Annotated in this window: 12 protein-coding genes; 10 read left to right on the forward strand and 2 right to left on the reverse strand. The window is 68.7% G+C overall.

Annotated elements, in window-relative coordinates; translation table 11 throughout:
- Window positions 1-55: 55 nt before the first annotated feature.
- Genes FGL91_RS07245 through FGL91_RS07255 form a run of 3 tightly spaced genes read left to right on the forward strand, consistent with a single transcriptional unit; the run spans window position 56 to window position 1,494 of the window.
- Complete coding sequence (locus tag FGL91_RS07245; RefSeq protein ID WP_047522429.1) at window positions 56-397, forward strand: ArsR/SmtB family transcription factor; 342 nt, start codon at window positions 56-58, stop codon at window positions 395-397.
- A gap of 3 nt (window positions 398-400) precedes the next feature.
- Window positions 401-874 (forward strand): SRPBCC family protein, encoded by a 474-nt coding sequence (locus tag FGL91_RS07250; protein ID WP_153243485.1) that lies wholly within the window; start codon window positions 401-403, stop codon window positions 872-874.
- Window positions 874-1,494, forward strand: a complete 621-nt coding sequence (locus tag FGL91_RS07255) for a dihydrofolate reductase family protein (protein ID WP_153243486.1) — start codon at window positions 874-876, stop codon at window positions 1,492-1,494. Before FGL91_RS07250 ends, FGL91_RS07255 begins: the two co-directional genes overlap by 1 nt.
- Window positions 1,495-1,505: 11 nt before the next feature.
- Here the strand turns inward: FGL91_RS07255 and FGL91_RS07260 are convergent, their stop codons facing one another.
- Window positions 1,506-2,783 (reverse strand): TetR/AcrR family transcriptional regulator, encoded by a 1,278-nt coding sequence (locus FGL91_RS07260; RefSeq protein WP_153243487.1) that lies wholly within the window; start codon window positions 2,781-2,783, stop codon window positions 1,506-1,508.
- Window positions 2,784-2,918: 135 nt separating this feature from the next.
- Between FGL91_RS07260 and FGL91_RS07265 the strand changes: the two genes are divergently transcribed.
- From FGL91_RS07265 to FGL91_RS07280, 4 genes are all read left to right on the forward strand, one after another.
- Window positions 2,919-4,217 (forward strand): MFS transporter, encoded by a 1,299-nt coding sequence (locus FGL91_RS07265; RefSeq protein ID WP_134352884.1) that lies wholly within the window; start codon window positions 2,919-2,921, stop codon window positions 4,215-4,217.
- Between the two features lie 2 nt (window positions 4,218-4,219).
- Complete coding sequence (locus tag FGL91_RS07270; protein WP_153243488.1) at window positions 4,220-5,977, forward strand: glycoside hydrolase family 3 protein; 1,758 nt, start codon at window positions 4,220-4,222, stop codon at window positions 5,975-5,977.
- A gap of 196 nt (window positions 5,978-6,173) precedes the next feature.
- Entirely contained in the window at window positions 6,174-8,237 is a 2,064-nt protein-coding gene (locus FGL91_RS07275; RefSeq protein ID WP_153243489.1) for an acyl-CoA dehydrogenase, read from the forward strand.
- Between the two features lie 608 nt (window positions 8,238-8,845).
- Entirely contained in the window at window positions 8,846-9,415 is a 570-nt protein-coding gene (locus FGL91_RS07280) for a DNA-3-methyladenine glycosylase I (protein ID WP_131494493.1), read from the forward strand.
- Window positions 9,416-9,433: 18 nt separating this feature from the next.
- Here FGL91_RS07280 and FGL91_RS07285 read toward each other — a convergent pair whose 3' ends face one another.
- Window positions 9,434-10,180: a GntR family transcriptional regulator gene (locus FGL91_RS07285; protein ID WP_227991958.1), complete on the reverse strand. Its 747-nt coding sequence runs from the start codon at window positions 10,178-10,180 to the stop codon at window positions 9,434-9,436.
- Between the two features lie 205 nt (window positions 10,181-10,385).
- On the opposite strand from FGL91_RS07285, the gene FGL91_RS19065 reads away from it, so the two are divergent.
- The 3 genes from FGL91_RS19065 to FGL91_RS07300 all read left to right on the forward strand — a co-directional run bounded on the left by FGL91_RS19065 (window position 10,386) and on the right by FGL91_RS07300 (window position 19,445).
- Window positions 10,386-12,170 carry a hypothetical protein gene (locus tag FGL91_RS19065; RefSeq protein WP_153243491.1) on the forward strand — a complete coding sequence of 595 codons (1,785 nt, stop codon included), beginning with the start codon at window positions 10,386-10,388 and terminating at the stop codon, window positions 12,168-12,170.
- A complete protein-coding gene (locus FGL91_RS07295; protein WP_153243492.1) occupies window positions 12,071-13,186 on the forward strand; it encodes a metallophosphoesterase family protein in 1,116 nt (371 codons plus the stop codon). The genes FGL91_RS19065 and FGL91_RS07295 overlap by 100 nt, the downstream gene beginning before the upstream one ends.
- A gap of 202 nt (window positions 13,187-13,388) precedes the next feature.
- Window positions 13,389-19,445: an Ig-like domain-containing protein gene (locus FGL91_RS07300; protein ID WP_227991960.1), complete on the forward strand. Its 6,057-nt coding sequence runs from the start codon at window positions 13,389-13,391 to the stop codon at window positions 19,443-19,445.
- The last annotated feature ends 17 nt before the right edge of the window (window positions 19,446-19,462 follow it).

The raw sequence follows: 19,462 nt of genomic DNA on the forward strand, positions 1-19,462 counted from the left end.
CGGGTGAGAGTTCGCGCATCTTGAACACTTTCCCATATGGGTATATGTTTGGCGCATGGCACGAGCAGCGACGACTTCGGATGTCTTCAACGCGATCGCCGAGCCGCGGCGCCGCGACATCCTGGCGCTGTTGCGCACCGGCGAGCGGCCCGTCACCGAGCTGTCCGAAGCACTCGGGATGACCCAGCCGGGAGCGTCCAAGCATCTGCGCGTGCTTCGCGAGGTCGGTCTCGTGCAGGATCGCCGGGACGGCAAGCAGCGCGTGTACGGCCTCGACGCCCGCGGGCTGAGGGCCGTCCACGAATGGACCGGCGGATTCGAGCAGTTCTGGAGCGAGAGCTTCGACCGGCTCGACGCCTACGCGCAGGAACTCGCACAGGAGAGGCGACAGGAGTAAGAGATGGAAACGACGACGGATCGCGAGATCGTGATCTCCCGAGTGATCGACGCGCCGCGAGAGCTGGTGTTCGAAGCGTTCACCGAGGTGCGGCACTTGTCGAGGTGGTGGGGGCCGTCCGGATTCACCACCACGACCTCCTCGTTCGACTTCCAGGTCGGGGGTGCATGGGAGTTCGTGATGCACGGGCCGGACGGCACCGACTACCCCGAGTGGATCACGTGGACCGAGATCCTCGCGCCGGAGCGGATCGCGATGCTCCACGGTGAGTACCGCGACGACCCGGACGCTTTCGAGTCGGTGCTGACCTTCGGGGCCGAGGGTGAGAGGACCCGTATCGACATGCGTACGGTGTTCCCGACCGTGGAGCTGCGGGACGAGGCGGTCGAGAAGTACGGCGCGATCGAGGGAGGCCGGCAGACTCTGGCCAACCTGGCGACGTTCGTCGAAGAGTGGGTGGGCGAGGTCGTGCGCTGATGGCCGGTGTCGTGTTCTTCAGCGTTTCGATGTCGCTCGACGGCTTCATCGCCCCCGAGTCTCCTGACGAGCTGATGGGGCAGCAGTGGATGGAACTGCAGAAGTGGGTGTTCCGGCAGCGCTTCTTCCGGGAGAACCTCCAGCTCGGCGAGGGCGGCGAGGAAGGACGCGACAACGACATCGTGCGCGAGACGTTCGAGCGCACCGGCGCGAGCGTCATGGGCAAGCGGATGTTCGATGCGGGAGAGCACGCCTGGCCGGAGGATCCGCCGTTCCACGCTCCCGTGTTCGTCGTCACCCATGAGCGGCGGGGGCCGTGGGAGCGGCAGGGCGGTACCACGTTCCACTTCGTCGACGACGGCATCGAGTCCGCACTCGATCGGGCTCGTGCCGCGGCGGGGGATCGGGACGTGCGCATCGCGGGCGGCGCGGAGACGATCGTGCAGTACCTCGACGCGGGGCTGGTGGACGAGTTCCACATCGCGCTCTCCCCGGTGCTGTTCGGGAGGGGCGTGCGCCTCTTCGGCGGGGTGGACGCCGGGCGCGTGGCGCTGGACTTGGTGTCTGCGGAGCCCTCTCCGCAGACCACGCATCTTCGATACGCCGTGCGTCGGCGCTGAAGCAGCGGGGCTCAGCGCGCGGGCAGCACGTCGGCGAGGTGGGCTCGCAGCTGTTCGGCGATGTCGACCGCACTCCGGTCGTAGAGCCACTGATACTGCAGGCCGTCCCACATCGCGATGAGCCAGGTGGCCTCGTGTGCGGGGTCGCGGTGTGCCGGGAGGTCGCCGTCTTCCTGAGCCATGCGGAAGAGCTCGGTGAAGTGGTCCAGGGCGTTCGTGAACCGCGAGGCGAAGTAGTCGTGTGCCGGATGGGTCGCGGGGACGGCTTCGCAGGACAGGACCGCGTACACCTCGATCAGGCCGGGTTCGTTGCGTGCGTTGACCCTCGCGCCGTCCGGGATGCCTCGCAGCAGCGCGCCGGCCGAAACGACTTCGGAGAGTTCCGTGGTCGCGCTGATCGCCTTGTCGCGTTCGGCGAGGACGGCGCTGAGGAGCAGCTCTTTCGAGGGGTAGTGGTGCAGCAGCGTCGATTTGGAGACGCCGACGGCGGTGGCGATGTCCTGCAGGCTGGTGTCGCCGTAGCCGTCGCGCGAGAACAGGCGCATCGCGTCGGCGACGATCTGCGCCCGGCGGCGGCGGCCGACCGCGTATCCCGGGTCGGCGTTCGCCAGCGTGCCGGTGCGGAGTTCGGGGAGGGTGCGGGAAGTTCCGGTGCCGGACCCGGGCGCGTCGTCGGGGTCGCGCCAGCCGACCGGCAAGGCCCACAGGTTCTCCCGCTCCTCGAGCTCCTCGACCACGTCGACCCGGTCGGGCAGGTACTGCGAGAGCAGCTGCAAGCCGTCCCAGCCGGCGGTGTGCCGCACGATCTCACCGTCGACATCGCGGTCGGCGGCGACCACGCCGAGGTGCTTGGCGTCCTCCAGGACGTCGACGCTGAGTTCGCGCAACCGCGCATAGCGCTCCCGCATCCGCTCGTGCGCCGGGTGCCCAGGCGATGATGCCTCGCCGGTGAGCGCGGCGAAGAGCTCGAGGTATCCCTCGGTGTGGGCGTTCCGCTCGGCGAGTCGGGTGAAGACGAGGTCGCCGGGTTCGGATGCGGCGGCGATCTCCGCGAAGACCGTCTCGTTGTCGGCCTCGAGTGCGCCGACGACCTCGGCGAGCAGGTCGTCCTTCGAGCCGAAGTGCCCGAGCAGCCCGGGGTGGCTGACCGATGCGGCGGCGGCGATGTCGCGCAGGGAGGTCGACCGATAGCCGCGGGAGATGAACAGATCGTGGGCGGCAGCGAGAATGCGCTCCCGTGTGGCGGCGGCACGGGCGTGCCGCGAGCCCGTCGGTGCGGTCGTGGTCATCGCATCCTCCTCTCCGCTCTCTATCCTCGCTCATTACCACTCGGTCGGTATTCACTTACCAATCGGTCTGGATTCGTGTATCTTCTTCGGAGAGCCGCATCGCCCGAAGACGTGCGGAGATTCGAAAGGACTGTCATGACAGAGTTGTCATCCGCCGCGAACGCGGCTGCGGTCGGCACCACCGGGTTCAAAGCGCCCGGAACGACGCCGTCGAAGACGCCGCGCGGCTACGCGCCCGGCCTCGCCGCCGTGAACTTCGGCGTGTACCTCGCGCTTCTCACGCCGGTCATGGTGTCGATGGCGTTCAAGATCCAGCACATCGATCCGGTCAGCACGGAGGCGAGCCTGGGGCTGGTGATGAGCATCGGCGCAGCGTTCGCGCTCGTGGCGAACCCGCTGGTGGGTCGGCTCTCCGACCGGACCACTTCGCGTTGGGGCATGCGTCGCCCGTGGATCCTCGGTGGCGCGATCGTCGGCCTCGGCGGATTCCTGATCATCGGCGTCGCCACCTCCGTGTGGATGGTCCTGCTCGCCTGGTGCCTCGTGCAGGCGTCGATGAACGCGGTGCTCGCCGCAGCCAACGCCACCTTGCCCGACCAGGTGCCCGTCTCGAGCCGCGGCAAGGTGTCCGGCATCATCGGTATCACCACCCCCATCGGCATCCTCGCCGGGAGCTTCATCGTCAACTTCCTCCCCGGTGACTTCGAACGCTTCGTCGTGCCCGCTGTGATCGCGCTGATCCTGGTGATCGTGTTCGTCCTCGTCCTCCAGGACCGTCGACTCACAGAGAAGCCGGCGGAGCGCTTCACGGTCGGCACCTTCTTCGGTTCCTTCGTCTTCAATCCGCGCAAGCACCCGGACTTCGGCTGGACGTGGCTGACCAAGTTCTTCGTGATGTTCGGCTACGCGGGCATCGCCACCTACCTTCCGCTGTACCTGATCACCAAGTTCGGCCTCGACGAGCAGGGCGCGGTCGGAACGATCCTCTTGGCCAACCTCGCCTCGATGGCGGCGATGGCGATCTCCTCGCCGCTCGGTGGCTTCCTCTCCGACAAGATCGGCAAGCGGCGTCCGTTCGTCGCGGTCGCCGGTGTGATCATGGTGGTCGGTCTCGTCATCCTGGCCGTTGCTCCGGACGTCACCACGGTCGTCGTCGCGCAGGCGATCATCGGGCTCGGTGCGGGCTCGTTCCTCTCGGTCGACCTCGCCCTCGCCACCGAGGTGCTGCCCAACCCCGCCGACACCGCCAAGGACCTCGGGGTGCTCAACATCGCCAACGCGCTGCCGCAGTCGATCGCGCCGGCCATCGCCCCGGCCATCATCGCGCTCGGCGCCGCCACGCCGCTCGGCGGCTACACGGCCTGGTATCTGTTCGGTGCGCTCGTCGCGCTGGCCGGTGCCCTCCTCGTCTACCGCATCAAGGGAGTCAAGTGACCATGACCGATACCGCCACCACCGTCCGTCCCTGGCTCGATGCCGCTCTCCCGGTCGACGAGCGCGTGCAGCTGCTGCTGGATGCCATGTCGATCGAGGAGAAGGCCGGCCTCCTCTTCCACACGATGATCGCGATCGGCGATCTCGAGGAATCCGACCCCACGTTCGCGACGCCCTCGGCCCGTGAGTTCCTCGAGGGCAAGCGGATGACCCACTTCAACCTGCTGGGGGCCGCACCGACCGGCCGCGAGATCGCGGCCTGGCACAACTCCCTGCAGCGTCTCGCGGCATCCACGGGTCTCGGCATCCCGGTCACTCTGTCGACCGACCCCCGCCACTCGTTCAGTGAGAACCCCGGGGCGTCGATCCTCGCAGGTCCCTTCTCCCAGTGGCCCGAGACGCTAGGGCTCGCCGCGACGCGGGATGAGGCGCTCGTGGAGCGATTCGCCGACATCGCCCGACAGGAGTACACCGCGGTCGGCCTCCGCGTGGCGCTGCACCCTCAGGTCGACCTCGCGACCGAACCGCGCTGGGCCCGGCAGACCGCGACCTTCGGAGAGGATGCGGAACTCTCCGGCAGGCTCGGGGCCGCGTACATCCGCGGCTTCCAGGGCGCCTCGTTCGGACCCGGATCCGTGTCGACCATGACGAAGCACTTCCCGGGCGGCGGTCCGCAGAAGGACGGCGAGGACCCGCACTTCTCCTACGGGCGCGAGCAGGTGTACCCCGGCGGAGAGTTCGAGCTGCACCTGAAGCCCTTCGAGGATGCGCTCGCCGCCGGCACGCGCCAGATGATGCCGTACTACGGCATGCCCGTCGGCACTGAGTATGAAGAGGTCGGCTTCGGCTTCAACAAGTCGGTCATCACCGGGTTGCTGCGGGAGCGCTACGGGTTCGACGGGGTGGTCTGCACCGACTGGGGGCTGATCAGCGACTCCGAGATCTTCGGACAGCCCTTCTCCGCCCGCGCCTGGGGAGTCGAACACCTCACGCCTCGCGAGCGCATGAAGAAGGTGCTGGATGCCGGTGCCGACCAGTTCGGCGGCGAGGCGCACCCGGAGCTGCTGCTCGAGCTCGTCGCCGACGGCGAGATCACGGAAGAGCGACTCGACGTCTCGGCGCGGCGGATCCTGCGGGAGAAGTTCGAGCTCGGTCTCTTCGAGAACCCCTTCGTGGATGAGGACGCCGCCGACGAGATCGTCGGACGCGCGGACTTCCGCGCCGCGGGGGAGGACGCGCAACGCGCCTCGATCACCGTCCTGTCCAACGACGGTGCGCTGCCGTTCGCGAGCGGAACGAAGCTCTACCTCGAGGGCATCGATGCGGACGTGGCGGCCGCCTTCGGCGAGGTCGTCGACACTCCTGCCGAGGCCGACCTCGCGATCATCCGCCTGCAGGCGCCGTTCGAAGAGCGCGCGACGATGTTCGAGAACTTCTTCCACGCGGGATCCCTGGAGTTCCCCGCCGAGCTCGTCGCCCACGTCCGTGAGGTCGCACACGCGGTCCCGACCGTCGTCGACGTGCTGGCCGACCGGCCGCCGATCCTGACCCCCATCGCCGAGGTGGCTGCTGCGGTGACCGTCAACTGGGGCGCGTCCGGCGCCGCACTGCTCGACGTGCTGAGCGGTGCGGTCGAGGCGCAGGGCAGACTGCCGTTCGATCTGCCGCGCTCGATGGCCGCTGTCGAAGCCTCCCGCCCCGATGTGCCGTTCGACACCGCGGATCCCCTCTTCCGCTTCGGCCACGGTCTCTCGCTGTAGTCGCTCTCGAGCCGTCCTCCCGCCGGCGACCCTCTCGGAGTCGTGGGCAGGAGGGCGGCTCGGCCGTTCCTGTCGCGAGGCGACAAGCGGCGGCGGGGGCGTCCCGGCAACGCGTTGGAGGATGCTTACAGAGGAGTTCCTCGACGTTTGTCGCAGACCTACCATGGTGTTCTCCCTACTTTCCTGGAGGAACCCCATGGTCGACGCTGCCGTCCGTCCTTCGACGACACCCGATGAATCACACGAGATCGCGGCCCCGCCGCAGATCGACGTCGCCCGAGTGAACGATGCCCTGATGGGCACGTGGGGTGACGTCCGCCGCCAGGCGCGCGAGATGATCAAGGATTCGGCGTTCTGGCGCAAGGACGAGCTCGGCAAGGACGAGCACCGCGAGCGCGTGCTCAGCCAGCTGCACCTGCTGGTCGAGAACAAGGCGGTGCACCGTGCGTTCCCCAAGTCGCTCGGCGGTGAGGAGAACAACGGCGCCAACATCGCCGGCTTCGAGGAGCTCGTGGTCGCCGACCCGAGTCTGCAGATCAAGTCCGGTGTGCAGTGGGGTCTCTTCGGCTCCGCGATCCTCCAGTTGGGGACGAAGGAGCACCACGAGAAGTGGCTCCCCGGCGTGATGGACCTGTCGATCCCCGGTGCCTTCGCGATGACGGAGATCGGACACGGCTCAGACGTCGCCGCCGTCGGCACGACCGCGACGTACGACCCGGAGACCGAGGAGTTCGTCATCAACACCCCCTTCCGGGGCGCGACGAAGGAGTACCTGGGCAACGCCGCACTGCATGGCGTCGCGGCGACCGTGTTCGCTCAGCTCATCACGAACGGCGTCACCCACGGTGTGCACTGCTTCTACGTGCCGCTGCGCGGGGAGGACGGCAACGATCTCCCCGGTATCGGTCGCGAGGACGACGGGCTCAAGGGGGGACTCAACGGCATCGACAACGGACGACTGTCGTTCGACCACGTGCGCGTCCCGCGCACCAACCTCCTGAACCGCTATGGCGACGTCGCCGCCGACGGGACGTACTCCAGCGCGATCGACAGTCCCGGCCGCCGCTTCTTCACGATGCTCGGCACGCTCGTCCAAGGGCGCGTGTCCCTCGACGGCGCGGCCTCCTGGGCATCGGCGCTCGGCCTGCACATCGCGATCACCTACGCCACGCAGCGTCGTCAGTTCGACGGAGCAGACGGCCAGGAAGTCGTGCTGATGGACTACGGCAAGCACCAGCGCCGTCTGCTCCCGCGCCTGGCGACCACCTACGCGCAGATCTTCGCGCACGACGAGTTCCTGCAGAAGTTCGACGGCGTGTTCTCCGGCCGCACCGACACCCCGGCCGACCGGGAGGACCTCGAGACGCTCGCGGCCGCCCTCAAGCCGCTCTCCACCTGGCATGCGCTCGACACCTTGCAGGAGGCCCGCGAAGCCACCGGTGGGGCCGGCTTCATGTTCGAGAACCGTCTGGTCGGCCTTCGCCAGGACCTCGACATCTACGTCACGTTCGAGGGCGACAACAACGTCCTCCTGCAGCTGGTCGGCAAGCGCCTGCTCACCGATTACGCCAAGCAGTTCCAGGGCAAGGACGCGGCGGCGCTGGCCAAGTTCGCCGTCGGAATGACCGCGGGCAAGGTGTTCCACGGCGCGGGGCTCCGTCAGCTCGGACAGGCCGTCTCCGACTTCGGTCAGGTGAGTCGCTCGGTCGAGCGGGGGCTGCGCGAGGAGCAGCAGCACGACCTGCTCGCCGGGCGCGTGCAGCAGATGGTCGCCGACATCGCGGCTCGGCTGCGTCCGGGGGCGAAGGACAAGGTGCTCGGCGCGCGTCTGTTCAACGAGAACCAGGCGGAACTCATCGAAGCCGCTCGTGCGCACGGAGAGCTGTTGCAGTGGGAGGCGTTCACCGACGCCGTGCATCAGATGGACGACCCCGACACGAAGAAGGTCCTCACGTGGCTGCGTGACCTCTTCGGGCTGCAGCTCATCGAGAAGCACCTCGCCTGGCACCTGATCAACGGACGCTTGTCGACCCAGCGCGCAGCGGCCGTGTCGAGCTACATCGACCGTCTGTGCGCGCGGCTGCGCCCGTACGCCCTCGACCTGATCAACGCGTTCGGCTATGAGCCGGAGCATGTGCGTGCACCGATCGCGAGCGGCATCGAGAAGCAGCGTCAGGACGAGGCGCGTGCGTACTACGCCGACCTCGCGGCGACCGGGCAGGCTCCGATCCAGGAGAAGGCCCTGAAGAAGAAGCACTGACCCCGCTCGCCCCCGCCCCCCCCCCTCTCCTCGTCGAGGCCCCCTCTCCGTGTCGAGACCCCCTCTGAGACACGCGAGTGAGAGGGGGTGTCGACGGTGGGCGGGGGCGTCGGCGTTTGGTCGGGTCGACGGTGGATAGGTGCGTGTGCGGTGGGCGGTCCACTCGCCTCGTCAGGCCTCTTGCCGTCGAGACCCCCTCTCCGTGTCGGGATCCCCTCTGAGACACGCGAGTGAGAGGGGGTGTCGACGGTGGGCGGGGGCGTCGGCGTTTGGTCGGGTCGACGGTGGATAGGTGTGTGTGCGGTGAACGGTCCGCTCGCCTCGTCAGGCCTCTTGCTGTCGAGGCCCCCTCTCCGTGTCGAGGCCCCCTCCGAGACACGCGAGTGAGAGGGGGTGCCGACGGTGAGAGGGGGTGTCGACGGTGGGTGGGGTGCCGACGGAAACGGGGACGGAAACGGGGACGGAAACGGAGACGGGGACGGAGACGCGGAAGCGGGGACCGGGGCGGCGCGCGGCAGGCGGCAGGCGGCGGGCGGCAGACGGCACGCGGCAGGCGGCAGGCGGCAGGCGCCCGTGGCGGTGTCGGTCTTGGCGGATAGCCTGAGCGGATGAGCTCTCTCCTCACCGGACCCGACGCCCGTGACCGCTGCGCCTGGGTGGGTGACGACGCCGAGTACCGCCGCTACCACGACGAGGAGTGGGGCACGCCCCTACACGGCGACCGCGCGCTGTTCGAGAAGATGGCGCTCGAGGGCTTCCAGGCCGGACTGTCGTGGATCACGATCCTGCGCAAGCGGCCGCGGTTCCGTGAGGTCTTCGCGGGCTTCGAGCCCGAGATCGTCGCGGAGTTCGGCGAAGACGACGTCGAGCGCCTGATGGGAGACGCCGGAATCATCCGGAATCGCGCGAAGATCGAGGCGACCATCGGCAACGCCCAGCTGGTCCGCTCGATGGGAACGGGCGAGCTCGACGAGCTGATGTGGTCGTTCGCGCCGCCGGCATCCGGTACTCGCCCGGCGTCGTTCAGCGACGTCCCCGCTGTCACGCCGGAGTCGACGGCGCTGAGCAAGGAGCTGCGACGACGAGGCTTCCGTTTCGTCGGTCCGACGACGATGTATGCGCTGATGCAGTCGGCGGGCATGGTCGACGACCACATCGCGGGATGCTGGCGCGCCTGATCATCGGAACCGCGAGGTTCAGCGTTCGCCGGTCTCCCGCGTGAGTGCGGAGCGCGCGTCGGAGGTGTTCTCGACCGCGAAACTGGCCATCGTCGGCAGGTAGCGGTCATCGGCGACCTCGACGAGGGAGCCGTCCTCGGCCCACGCCGTTCGCCGCACCCGCAGCAGCGGAGTCGACACCGAGACCGCGAGCGCCACGGCATCGAGGTCATCCGCGGGGACGGCGTCGAAGACATGGCGTGCGCGGACGGGTGCGCATCCGTGCTCCTGCATCGTCTGGTAGATGCTCCCCGTATCGAGGTCGGCCGCCAACAGCAGCTTCCCGACGGCGAACGGGAATGCCGACCTCTCGAGCATCGCCGGCTCGTCGTCCAGCAGCCGCAACCGCACGATCTCCACGATCGCCGCCCCCGGTTCCACGCCGAGATCGTCGGCGACGGTTTCCGATGCCGGACGCCGGGCGGCCTCGATGACCCGCTGTCCGGGGCGGCGGCCGATCGACCGTGCCCAGTCGGTGAACGAGACGAACGATTGGAAGGACTGCGTCGGCACGAGTCGCCGTACGCGCGGCGGTGCGCCCCGTCCGCCGTCGACGGCGCCCTCTGCGCGCAGGGTCGCCAGCGCCTGCCTGATCGGCCCCCGCGAGGTGCCGAACTCGGCGATCAGGGAGTGCTCGCTCGGCACCCGTTCGCCCTCGGGCCACTCACCGCTCCTGATGCGATCGCGCATCTGTTCGTACAGCTGCTCGTGCAGCGGTCTGCGCATTCGTGTCCTCGCTCCCGTTGTCATGACTTCTCGCTCCTCGACGCTGCCAGCCAGGGCCACTCTGCCTCATGTCGGTGAACACTTCGAGAATACTGCGGCAAAAAGTTGTCATGACTACTTTCGCTCCGCATGCTCGGAAGAGACCCGGAGATTCTCCACCCTGCCTCGGCCGAGATGTGCGGTCGACCAACTCCAAGGAAGAGACATGAGAACCAGACGCGGAATCGGTGCCCTTGCGGTGACGTGCGCCCTCACCCTGCTCGGCGGGACCGCGGCGACGCCCGCGCTCGCCGCGGCCCCGCCGCTCGACGAAGGCTTCACCGATGCCACTGCGACGCAGCCGCCGGCGGGATGGTCGGTCGACAACACCAATGTCGACGGCATGCGCACCGAGTGGCAGGGCTGGTCGTTCCACACGCCGGCCGAGGTCGTGTCGGCGTGGGGGAACAGCGGAGACCGTGGTTCCTTCTCCCGCGCGGAGGGGATCACCGCGGTCGTGCACTCCGACGCGAACCGGCCGACGCAGGGGCGCTTCAGCTCGGTGCTGTGGGCTCCCGAGGTCGACCTCCAGAGCGGCGACGGTGCGGTGCGGGTGGTCTTCGACAGCCACTACAAGCAGGGACAGGCACCGCAGACCGCTCAGCTGGTGGCTCGGTTCGACGACGAAGCGCCCGTCGTGGTCGAGTCGTTCGCGCGGAACCGGCTCGACGAGCAGGTGGATGTCTCGATCCCGGTGCCGGCGGGAGTCGACGCCGTCACGGTGGGCTGGTCGTATGCCGAGAGCAGCAACAACTGGTTCTGGATGATCGACGACGTGCAGATCAGCGAGGCGCCCCCGGCCGATTCGACACCGCGAATCCTCTCCGCGTCCAAGCCCGTCGCGACGGCGGGTGCGACGGTGCCGGTCACGATCGGCGGCCTCCGCCCCGGCCAGCAGCTGACCGCGACGTGGGGGGACTCCGCCACTCCGATCCCGGGTATCCCCGTGGCCGACGCCGCCGGGGAGACCTCGTTCTCCGTCACCCTGCCCGAAGACCTCACCCCCGGCTACGTGGCGCTGTCGCTCGGAGGCGCCGGCATCGTCTCGACGTCGCTCGAGATCACGGTGCTCGCGGCAGGCGATCCGGACTCGGCGACCACCGAACCGCTGCTCTGGTTCGACGGCTTCGAGAAGGACACCTGGACCACGACGGGTGCGTGGTCGCTGTCGACTCTCGACAGCGTGGTCGGGCAGTACGGAACCGACCGCCGACACGCGTTCACCCGGGCCTCGGGACGGATCGCGGTGGCGGAAGCGACGGAGGGGGCGTTCTCGGGCACCCTGACATCGGCACCGATCGCCGTCACGGCGGGGGACACGCTCGAGGTGCGCCTCGACAGTCACTACCGCAAGCGCGGTGGGGGACAGCAGGGATCGGTGACGGCCCTCTTCGACGACGGGACCGAGGCCGTGCTGCGCGAGCTCTCCGATGCGGATGAGGAGTCCGCGCGACTCCGTCTGCCGGTCGCGGTGCCCGCGGGCGCGTCGTCGATGAGCATTCGATTCGGGTTCGAGGCCGCGAGCGCCGCGGGGTCGTGGATGCTCGACGACGTGCAGGTGCTGCGCCCGCTCGCCCCGCTCGCCGAGGGGGTCGAGGCGGACGCGGTCGTCGACATCTTCAGCGACGTGCAGGGAGCGACGACCCGGCTGAGCCAGAACGTGCTTCCCGGCTTCCGTGCGATGCCGCAGGCGGCGGATGTGCTGGTGTCGAACGGCGATCTCGTCAGCACGGGGTCGACCGCCAACTACACCTCCTATCTGTCGGCGCTCGCCGCGGGGGGCGGGGCGACTACGGCACGGTCGTCTCGACGATCGGCAACCACGAGTACTACGGCAGTGAGGGATCGGCGGTGTATCAGAAGCGCTTCCTCGACTCCACCGGTATGCGTGAGATCGGCGGGCAGGGCGGACTGTGGGGAGAGGTCCTCGTCGACGGGCAGCTTCCCCTGATCTGGATCGGGAGCGAGTTCTACGACTACGCGGCGAAGACCGGCTCGGGCCCGTTCATCGACTTCAGCCAGGAGCAGTTCACCTGGCTGCGCGACCGGCTCGCGCACTGGCGTGCCCAGGACAGGCCGGTGCTGCTGTTCTCGCACCACCTGCTGCCCTACTCGGTCTCGGGGTCGTACGCGCGGTTCTACAAGAACGACTACGGCCAGGAAGAGGCTCGCTTCGCCGCGCTCCTCGCGCAGAACCCGAACGTCATCATGTTCAACGGCCACACGCACTGGTCGCCGACGCTGAATGACTGGAGCGCCGAGCTGCGGACGGATCCGAGCCTCGCCCATGCCCCGACGGTCGTGAACACCGGAGCGGTGACCACGATGTACGGGCCGAGCGGCGACTGGGAGGAGAAGGCCGTCGGCGGTGCCGATCCGGTCGGACTGCGCGCCGCGCTGTACGACGACCGCGTACGGGTCACGGTGTACTCCTTCTCCTCCACCGGCGCGACGGACATCAAGCACGTCGACGTCCCGCGGCCGACGGCGGCTCCGGTCGATCCCGTCGATCCCGTCGATCCGGTCGATCCCACCCTGGAACTGAGCACGCAGAACGTCGCAGCGGGCGGCCGGGTCACGATCGCGGCCACCGGATTCCCTGCCGACACCGAGGTCGAGATCGAGCTGCGCTCCACACCGGTGCGGGTGGGCGCGGCGACCGCCGACGCCGACGGGGCGTTCCGCACGGTCGTCACGATCCCTTCGACGACGCCGGCCGGTGCTCACGCGCTGGCGGCGATCCTGCCAGACGGGACCGAGGTGACCGCCCCGCTCACCGTCACGGGCGCGGGTGAGGGACCGGGCGGCGTCGCGCCGGGCTCGGGTAGCGGGGCGGATGCACCGTCGACCGGCGGGGGGCTGGCGGCCACCGGCGGTGAGCCCGGCTGGTTCCTCCTCGGCGGCAGCCTGCTGCTCGTGGCGCTCGGCGGGTTCCTCCTCGTCCGGAGGCGCCGCGCGGGCAGCTGAGAGCCTTCCGTTCCCCCTATCGCCGGGGCGGCGCCGAGGTCGACTCGACGCCGCCCCGGCGATGGGTACTACTCCCCATCGAGCGGTTCTCGGGCACGCGGTTAGGATGAACGGGTGCGTCGTCGGCCAGACGGGCCCGCGCACGAGTGATCACAGAGTGTCACCCTGGGGGGGAAAACCGGGAATGAAGGCGTTGTCATGGATGCGCGCGCGACCGAAGACGCTGGCGTCCGCGGCGGGTGTCACGGTCGGGGTCATCGCCCTCACCACGATGGCCTTCACGTATGAAGGGTTCCCGACCACCAAGGTCGACCTGAACGACGGCGGCGTCTGGATCACCAAGACCTCGAGCCTGCTCGTCGGGCACTTCAACAACGAGTCCACGGTCCTCGACGGCGGTCTGCGCACCACGAGCGAGAACTACGACATCCTCCAGGCCGCAGCGAACGTGCTCGTCGTCGACGAGAGTGCATCGACCGTGACGGCGATCGACCCGGCACGGGTCTCGCTCGGAGATTCGGCGATCATCCCCTCCACCGCCAAGGTCGCGATGGGTGCGAACACGGCGGCGATCCTGGATGAGAAGTCCGGAGATCTCTGGGTCGTCCCGGTGAAGGGCATCGCGTCGTTCGAGATCGAGGCGGCGGAACCCGTCGCCGAGCTGGGCGAGAACGCCGACGTCACCGTCGCCGATGACGGCACGGTGTTCGCACTCTCCGCCGAGCGCGGCGAGGTCGTGACCGTTCCCGTCGACAACGAAGGTGCGCCGCGGGACACCTCCACGGCTTCGGTCGGCGAGGTCGATGCGGCCGCGAAGCCGACGATCACCGCCGTGGGTCGCACGCCCGTGGTGTTCGACGAGGCGGCGGGCGTCGTCACGACCCCGGGCGGCTTCCGCACGGAGGTCCCGGGCGCGAAGGATGCCGTGCTGCAACAGGCGTCCGCCGCGAACGACGCGGTCGCGATCGCCACCCCGTCCGCTCTGGTGCGTGTGCCGCTCGACGGCAGCGACCCCGAAGAGACCTCGGCCGGTAGCGCGGGTACGGCCGCCGCACCGGTCTGGCTCCGCGGCTGCACCTACGGTGCCTGGGCGGGTTCGGCGACCTTCATCCGGGAATGCCCCGGCGATTCCAACGACGTGAACTCCCCGATCGAGGGAGCAGAGGATTCCGCGAACCTGACCTTCCGCGTGAACCGGGACGTGATCATCCTCAACGATGCCGTCGGCGGTGCCGCCTGGATGGCCAACGAGAGCCTGCAGCGCGTCGACAACTGGAACGACCTGACTCCGCCCGAGGGTGAGACGGAGAACGAGGAGGACTCGACCGAGGAGACCGTCGAGACCACCCTTCCGGAGCGCAGCGAGCAGAACACCCCGCCGATCGCGGAGGACGACTCCTACGGTGTGCGGCCGGGTGCCACGACGCTGCTCCCCGTGCTCGACAACGACAACGACCCCGACGGGGATGTGCTCGTCGCGGCCCTCGCCGAGGCACAGCCCGCGATCGGCACCGTCCAGCCGATCAACAACGGCGGCTCGCTTCAGATCGCCGTCGAAGAGAAGGCCTCCGGTACCGCGAGTTTCACCTATGAGGTCGACGACGGACGCGGCGGCAAGGACACGGCCGTCGTGTCGCTCGCCGTGCACGACTGGAACGAGAACGGCGCTCCGACGCCCAAGCGCAAGACCGCGCTCGCCGTGGAGACCGGTGGCACGATCTCGTACAACATCCTCCCCGACTGGATCGATCCCGACGGCGACGACATCTATCTGAAGGAGGTGGTCGCGGCTCCCGGCGACGAGGTCGACTTCAGCAAGGACGGTCAGATCACCTACAAGGCCACCGCCAGCCTGCAAGGACGCAAAGACGTGCAGGTGACCGTGGCGGACGCCTTCGGGAAGCTGGGCACGTCGACGATCGCGCTCGATGTCCGGCCGCAGGGCTCGACCAACCCGAAGACCAACGCCGACCACGTCATCACCAAGGTGGGCGAGCAGGTCACCATCGCGCCGACGGCGAATGACACGAGCACCTCCCGTGAGCCGCTGCGCCTCAGCCGGGTTCTCGACACCCCGGGCGCGACGATCATCCCGAACACCCCGAACAAGACCTTCTCCTTCATGGCGGAGAAGGCCGGGGTCTACTACGTGCAGTACCAGGTCACCACCGGGCCCAAGAACGGCGAGGGTCTCGTCCGCGTCGACGTGATGCCCGAATCGGAGACCGACCTCCCGCCGGTCGCCGTTCGTGACGTCGCGCTCCTGCCCACCGGCGGGGATGTGCTGCTCGGCGTGCTCAACAACGACACCGATCCCGGCGGGGGGATCCTCGTGGTGCAGTCGGTGTCGCTGGAGCCGAACAGCGGCATCTCGGTCTCGGTGCTCAACCACGAGACGCTGCGCATCACCGATCAGGGAGCGCTCGAGGAGCAGGTGCGGATCAAGTACCGGATCTCGAACGGCTCGAAGTCGGCCGAGGGTGAGGTCGTGGTGATCCCCATCCCCGCGCCGGACGAACTCCTCCAGCCGATCGCCAACCCGGATACGGCGACCGTGCGCGCCGGCGATGTGGTCACGATCCCGGTGCTCGACAACGACACGCATCCCAGCGACGACGTCATGCACCTCGAGCCGGAGCTCATCGAGCCCTTCGTCGACCCGGAAGACGGCGAGGCGTTCGTCTCGCAGGACGCGGTGCGCTTCAAAGCGGGCCCGGAGGCCAAGACGGTGTACCTCACCTATGAGGTCGTCGACTCGCGCCAGCAGAAGGCCGCCGGCTACGTCACCATCCAGATCCTGCCGATCGACGAGGAGAAGAACGCCGCTCCGCGTCCTCAAGACCTCGTGGCGCGCACGCTCGCCGGCACCGAGGTGAACATCGCGGTGCCGCTGGACGGCATCGACACCGACGGCGACTCCGTGGAGCTGGTCGGCCTCGATTCGAGTCCGAGCAAGGGACGGGTGCTCAACGGGCCGAACTACTTCACATACGAGGCGTTCGACGGGGCGTCCGGCGTCGACGTGTTCAAGTACCGCGTGCGCGATCGACTCGGCAAGGAGGGCGTCGCCACGATCCGCGTCGGCATCGCCCCCGCGGAGGAGATCAACCAGCCGCCGTATGCGGTGAAGGACGCCGTGGTCGTGCGACCGGGGCGTGAGATCGCCGTGCCCGTCCTCGCGAACGACTCCGATCCCGAGGGCGACAAGGTCTCCCTCGTCAAGGACGGGCTCGAGCTTCCGGAGGGGTTGGATGCGCGGGTCTCCGGTGACCGCGTGCTCGTTCAGGCACCCGACGCGCCCACCGAGACCTCGCTGCAGTACACCGTGTCGGATTCCCGCGGGGCGACGGCGATGGCGACCCTGCAGATCACGGTCGACGAAGACGTTCCCCTGCAAGCTCCCGTCGCACGCGACGACCGATTGCAGCCCGCGGATCTGAAGGACGGCGGACTGACCGCGGACCTCGACATCCTGGCCAATGACGAAGACCCGGACGGCACGACCGACCGGCTCACGGTCGATGTCGGCGAAGGCGGCGCACGGCTCGAGAACGGGAAGGTGCGCGTCACCGTCACGGACGAGCTGCAGTTGATCCGGTACACCCTCACCGACCGCGACGACCTGCAGGCGTCGGCGTTCATCTTCGTCCCCTCGCGGGCAGACCTTCGCCCGACGCTCACGTCGACGAAGCCGCTCGAAGTGGTCAGCGGCGAGACCGAGATCCTGCCGCTGTCGAAGTACGTGACGGTGGCGGGCGGCGGCGACGTCGTCATCACCGAGAAGGCGAAGATCAGCGCGAGCCATGCCGACGGCGCAGATCTCCTCCAAGACGCGAAGACACTGGTCTACACGTCCGCCGACGGCTACTTCGGGCCTGACGCGCTCACGTTCGAGGTCACGGACGGCGATGGGCCCGACGACCCGGAGGGGCGCAAGGCCACGCTCAGCATCCCCATCAACGTGCTGCCGCCGGAGAACCAGCAGCCGACGTTCGTCCAGGGACAGGTCAACGTGGCACCCGGTGAATCGGCGGTCGCGCTGGACCTCGCCGCGCTGACCGACGACCCCGACCCCGAAGACAAGGGGAAGCACGACTACGCACTCGTCGGCGGCGAGGGCAAGGGCGTCTCCGCGCGGGTCGACGGCGACGAACTCCGCGTGGAAGCGTCGTCGAACGCCAAGAAGGGGACGACGGTCACGCTGAAGCTCCGCGTGTCCGACGGCACGACCGAGCCGGTGGAGGGCACCGTCACGGTGCTCGTCACAGCATCGACCCGTCCCATGCCCGCGGCCAACACCGACACCATCTCCGAAGCGGATGCGGGCGAGACCTTCACGGTCCCCGCTCTCGCCAACGACTTCAACCCGTTCCCCGAGACCCCGCTGAAGATCGTGTCCGCGGTGACCGAGTCCGGCGGCGGCGAGGTCGGCTTCACCGACGACCAGGTGACCATCACTCCGACGAAGTCGTTCGTGGGCACGCTCGTCGTCCGCTATCGCATCCAGGACGCGACGGAGGACCCCGATCGGGAGGTCAACGGACAGATCGTCGTTACGGTGCAGGACGTTCCGGACGCGCCCGGGGTTCCGGTCATCGCGAGCGTGCAGGACCGCACGGTCGTGGTGTCGTTCTCCGCGCCGTCGAACAACGGAGCCGAGATCACGAAGTACACCGTGAGGTCCGTGGGCGGGAACCCGTACACCAAGGAGTGCCAGTCCACGACGTGCACGCTCGACGGCCTCACCAACAACGTCGAATACACGTTCCAGGTGACCGCGACCAACCGTGTGGGCGAGTCGCAGCCCTCCGCGGCCTCCGCCCCGGCGCGGCCCGATGCGCGTCCCGACACACCGAACCCGCCCACCCTGGACTTCGGAGACAAGTCCCTCAAGGTGGCCTGGAAGACGCCGAGCACCCCGGGCTCGCCGGTCGAGCGGTACACGCTCGAGATCTCGCCCGCGCCGCCGTCCGGCGTCACGCAGAAGGAGGTCACGGGCAACTCCACCACGTGGGAAGGGCTCGAGAACGGCTCGGACTACCAGGTGCGGGTCCAGGCGCACAACAGGGCCCCCGACCCCTCCAGTTGGAGCGGCTGGTCCGCCTCCGAGATCCCGGCCGGCCCGCCGAAGGCTCCCGCCGCGCCCACGACGACCGAGCTCGCCCCGGTCGGCGACCAGGCCCAGATGCAGGTGAACTGGGTCGCGCCCGACAACAACGGTGACGCCATCCAGGTATACCGTCTCGAGATCCTGCAGGGCGGCCAGGTCGTGAACACGCTGACCCCCGGGCCCGAGGCGCGGAGCCAGGCCATCCAGGTCCAACCCTCCCAGACCCCGTACACCTACCGCATCCAGGCCTACAACAAGGCCGGGTGGGGCGAGATGAGTGCGCAGTCGGCCCCTCGCCGCGGGGTCATCCCGCCGGGAGCGCCGACGGGCCTGAAGGTCACGGACGGGGATCGCAGTCTCACCCTCGCCTTCAACGCCGGTTCCAGCGGTGGGGCGGCGAGCAACGAGATCAGCTACCAGTACCGTCTGAACGGCGGCGGCGGATGGTCGGCCCTTCCCGGAAACCAGAAGATCGGTGGACTGACCAACGGAACCTCCTACAGTGTCGAGGTGCGCGCCGTCGCGAACGTCAGCGGCTCCACGTACGCGGGAGCCGCATCGAAGTCGGCCAGCGGCAAGCCGTACGGCAAGCCGCACGCCCCGTCGGTCAGCGCGGATCCGCTCTCCACCCAGGTGCGTCTGAAGTGGAACGCCAACGGTTCCGACAACGGACGACCCATCGAGAACGTGCAGATCAGCATCGATGGCGGCGGCTGGCAGAACGTGAGCAAGACCGGCTCGACCGACGTCGGGAACGGGCACAGCCAGACGCACTCGATCCGCGCCCGCGCGCAGGACTCGACGGGCGCCTGGTCCGATCCCAGTGGGACCGCATCCGCGACCTCTTCGCCCCCGCCGCAGCCCCGCGCCTGGGTGACGAGAGGCACGGCCGGGAACTGGCCAGGGCAGTGCACCGACGGCACCTGCGCGAAGTTCGTCATCAACACCTCGAACTTCCCGGCCGGGAAGTACCAGGTGTGGTGCAACAGCAACGCGCCGACCGCAGGACCGAGGTTCGCGGGCGGCTCGAGTTGGAACATCCCCGCCAACGGCTCCATCGAGATCGGCTGCTTCCACGGCGCGGGTGGCCGTGGCTACGAGGTGTGGGTCACGATCGGCAACACCGACTACGAACGCCGTGCCTGGTAGCGGCGCCCCTTCCATCC

This window comes from Microbacterium sp. CBA3102 (assembly GCF_007954505.1).
In the GTDB taxonomy this organism is placed as follows: Bacteria; Actinomycetota; Actinomycetes; order Actinomycetales; family Microbacteriaceae; genus Microbacterium; species Microbacterium aurugineum.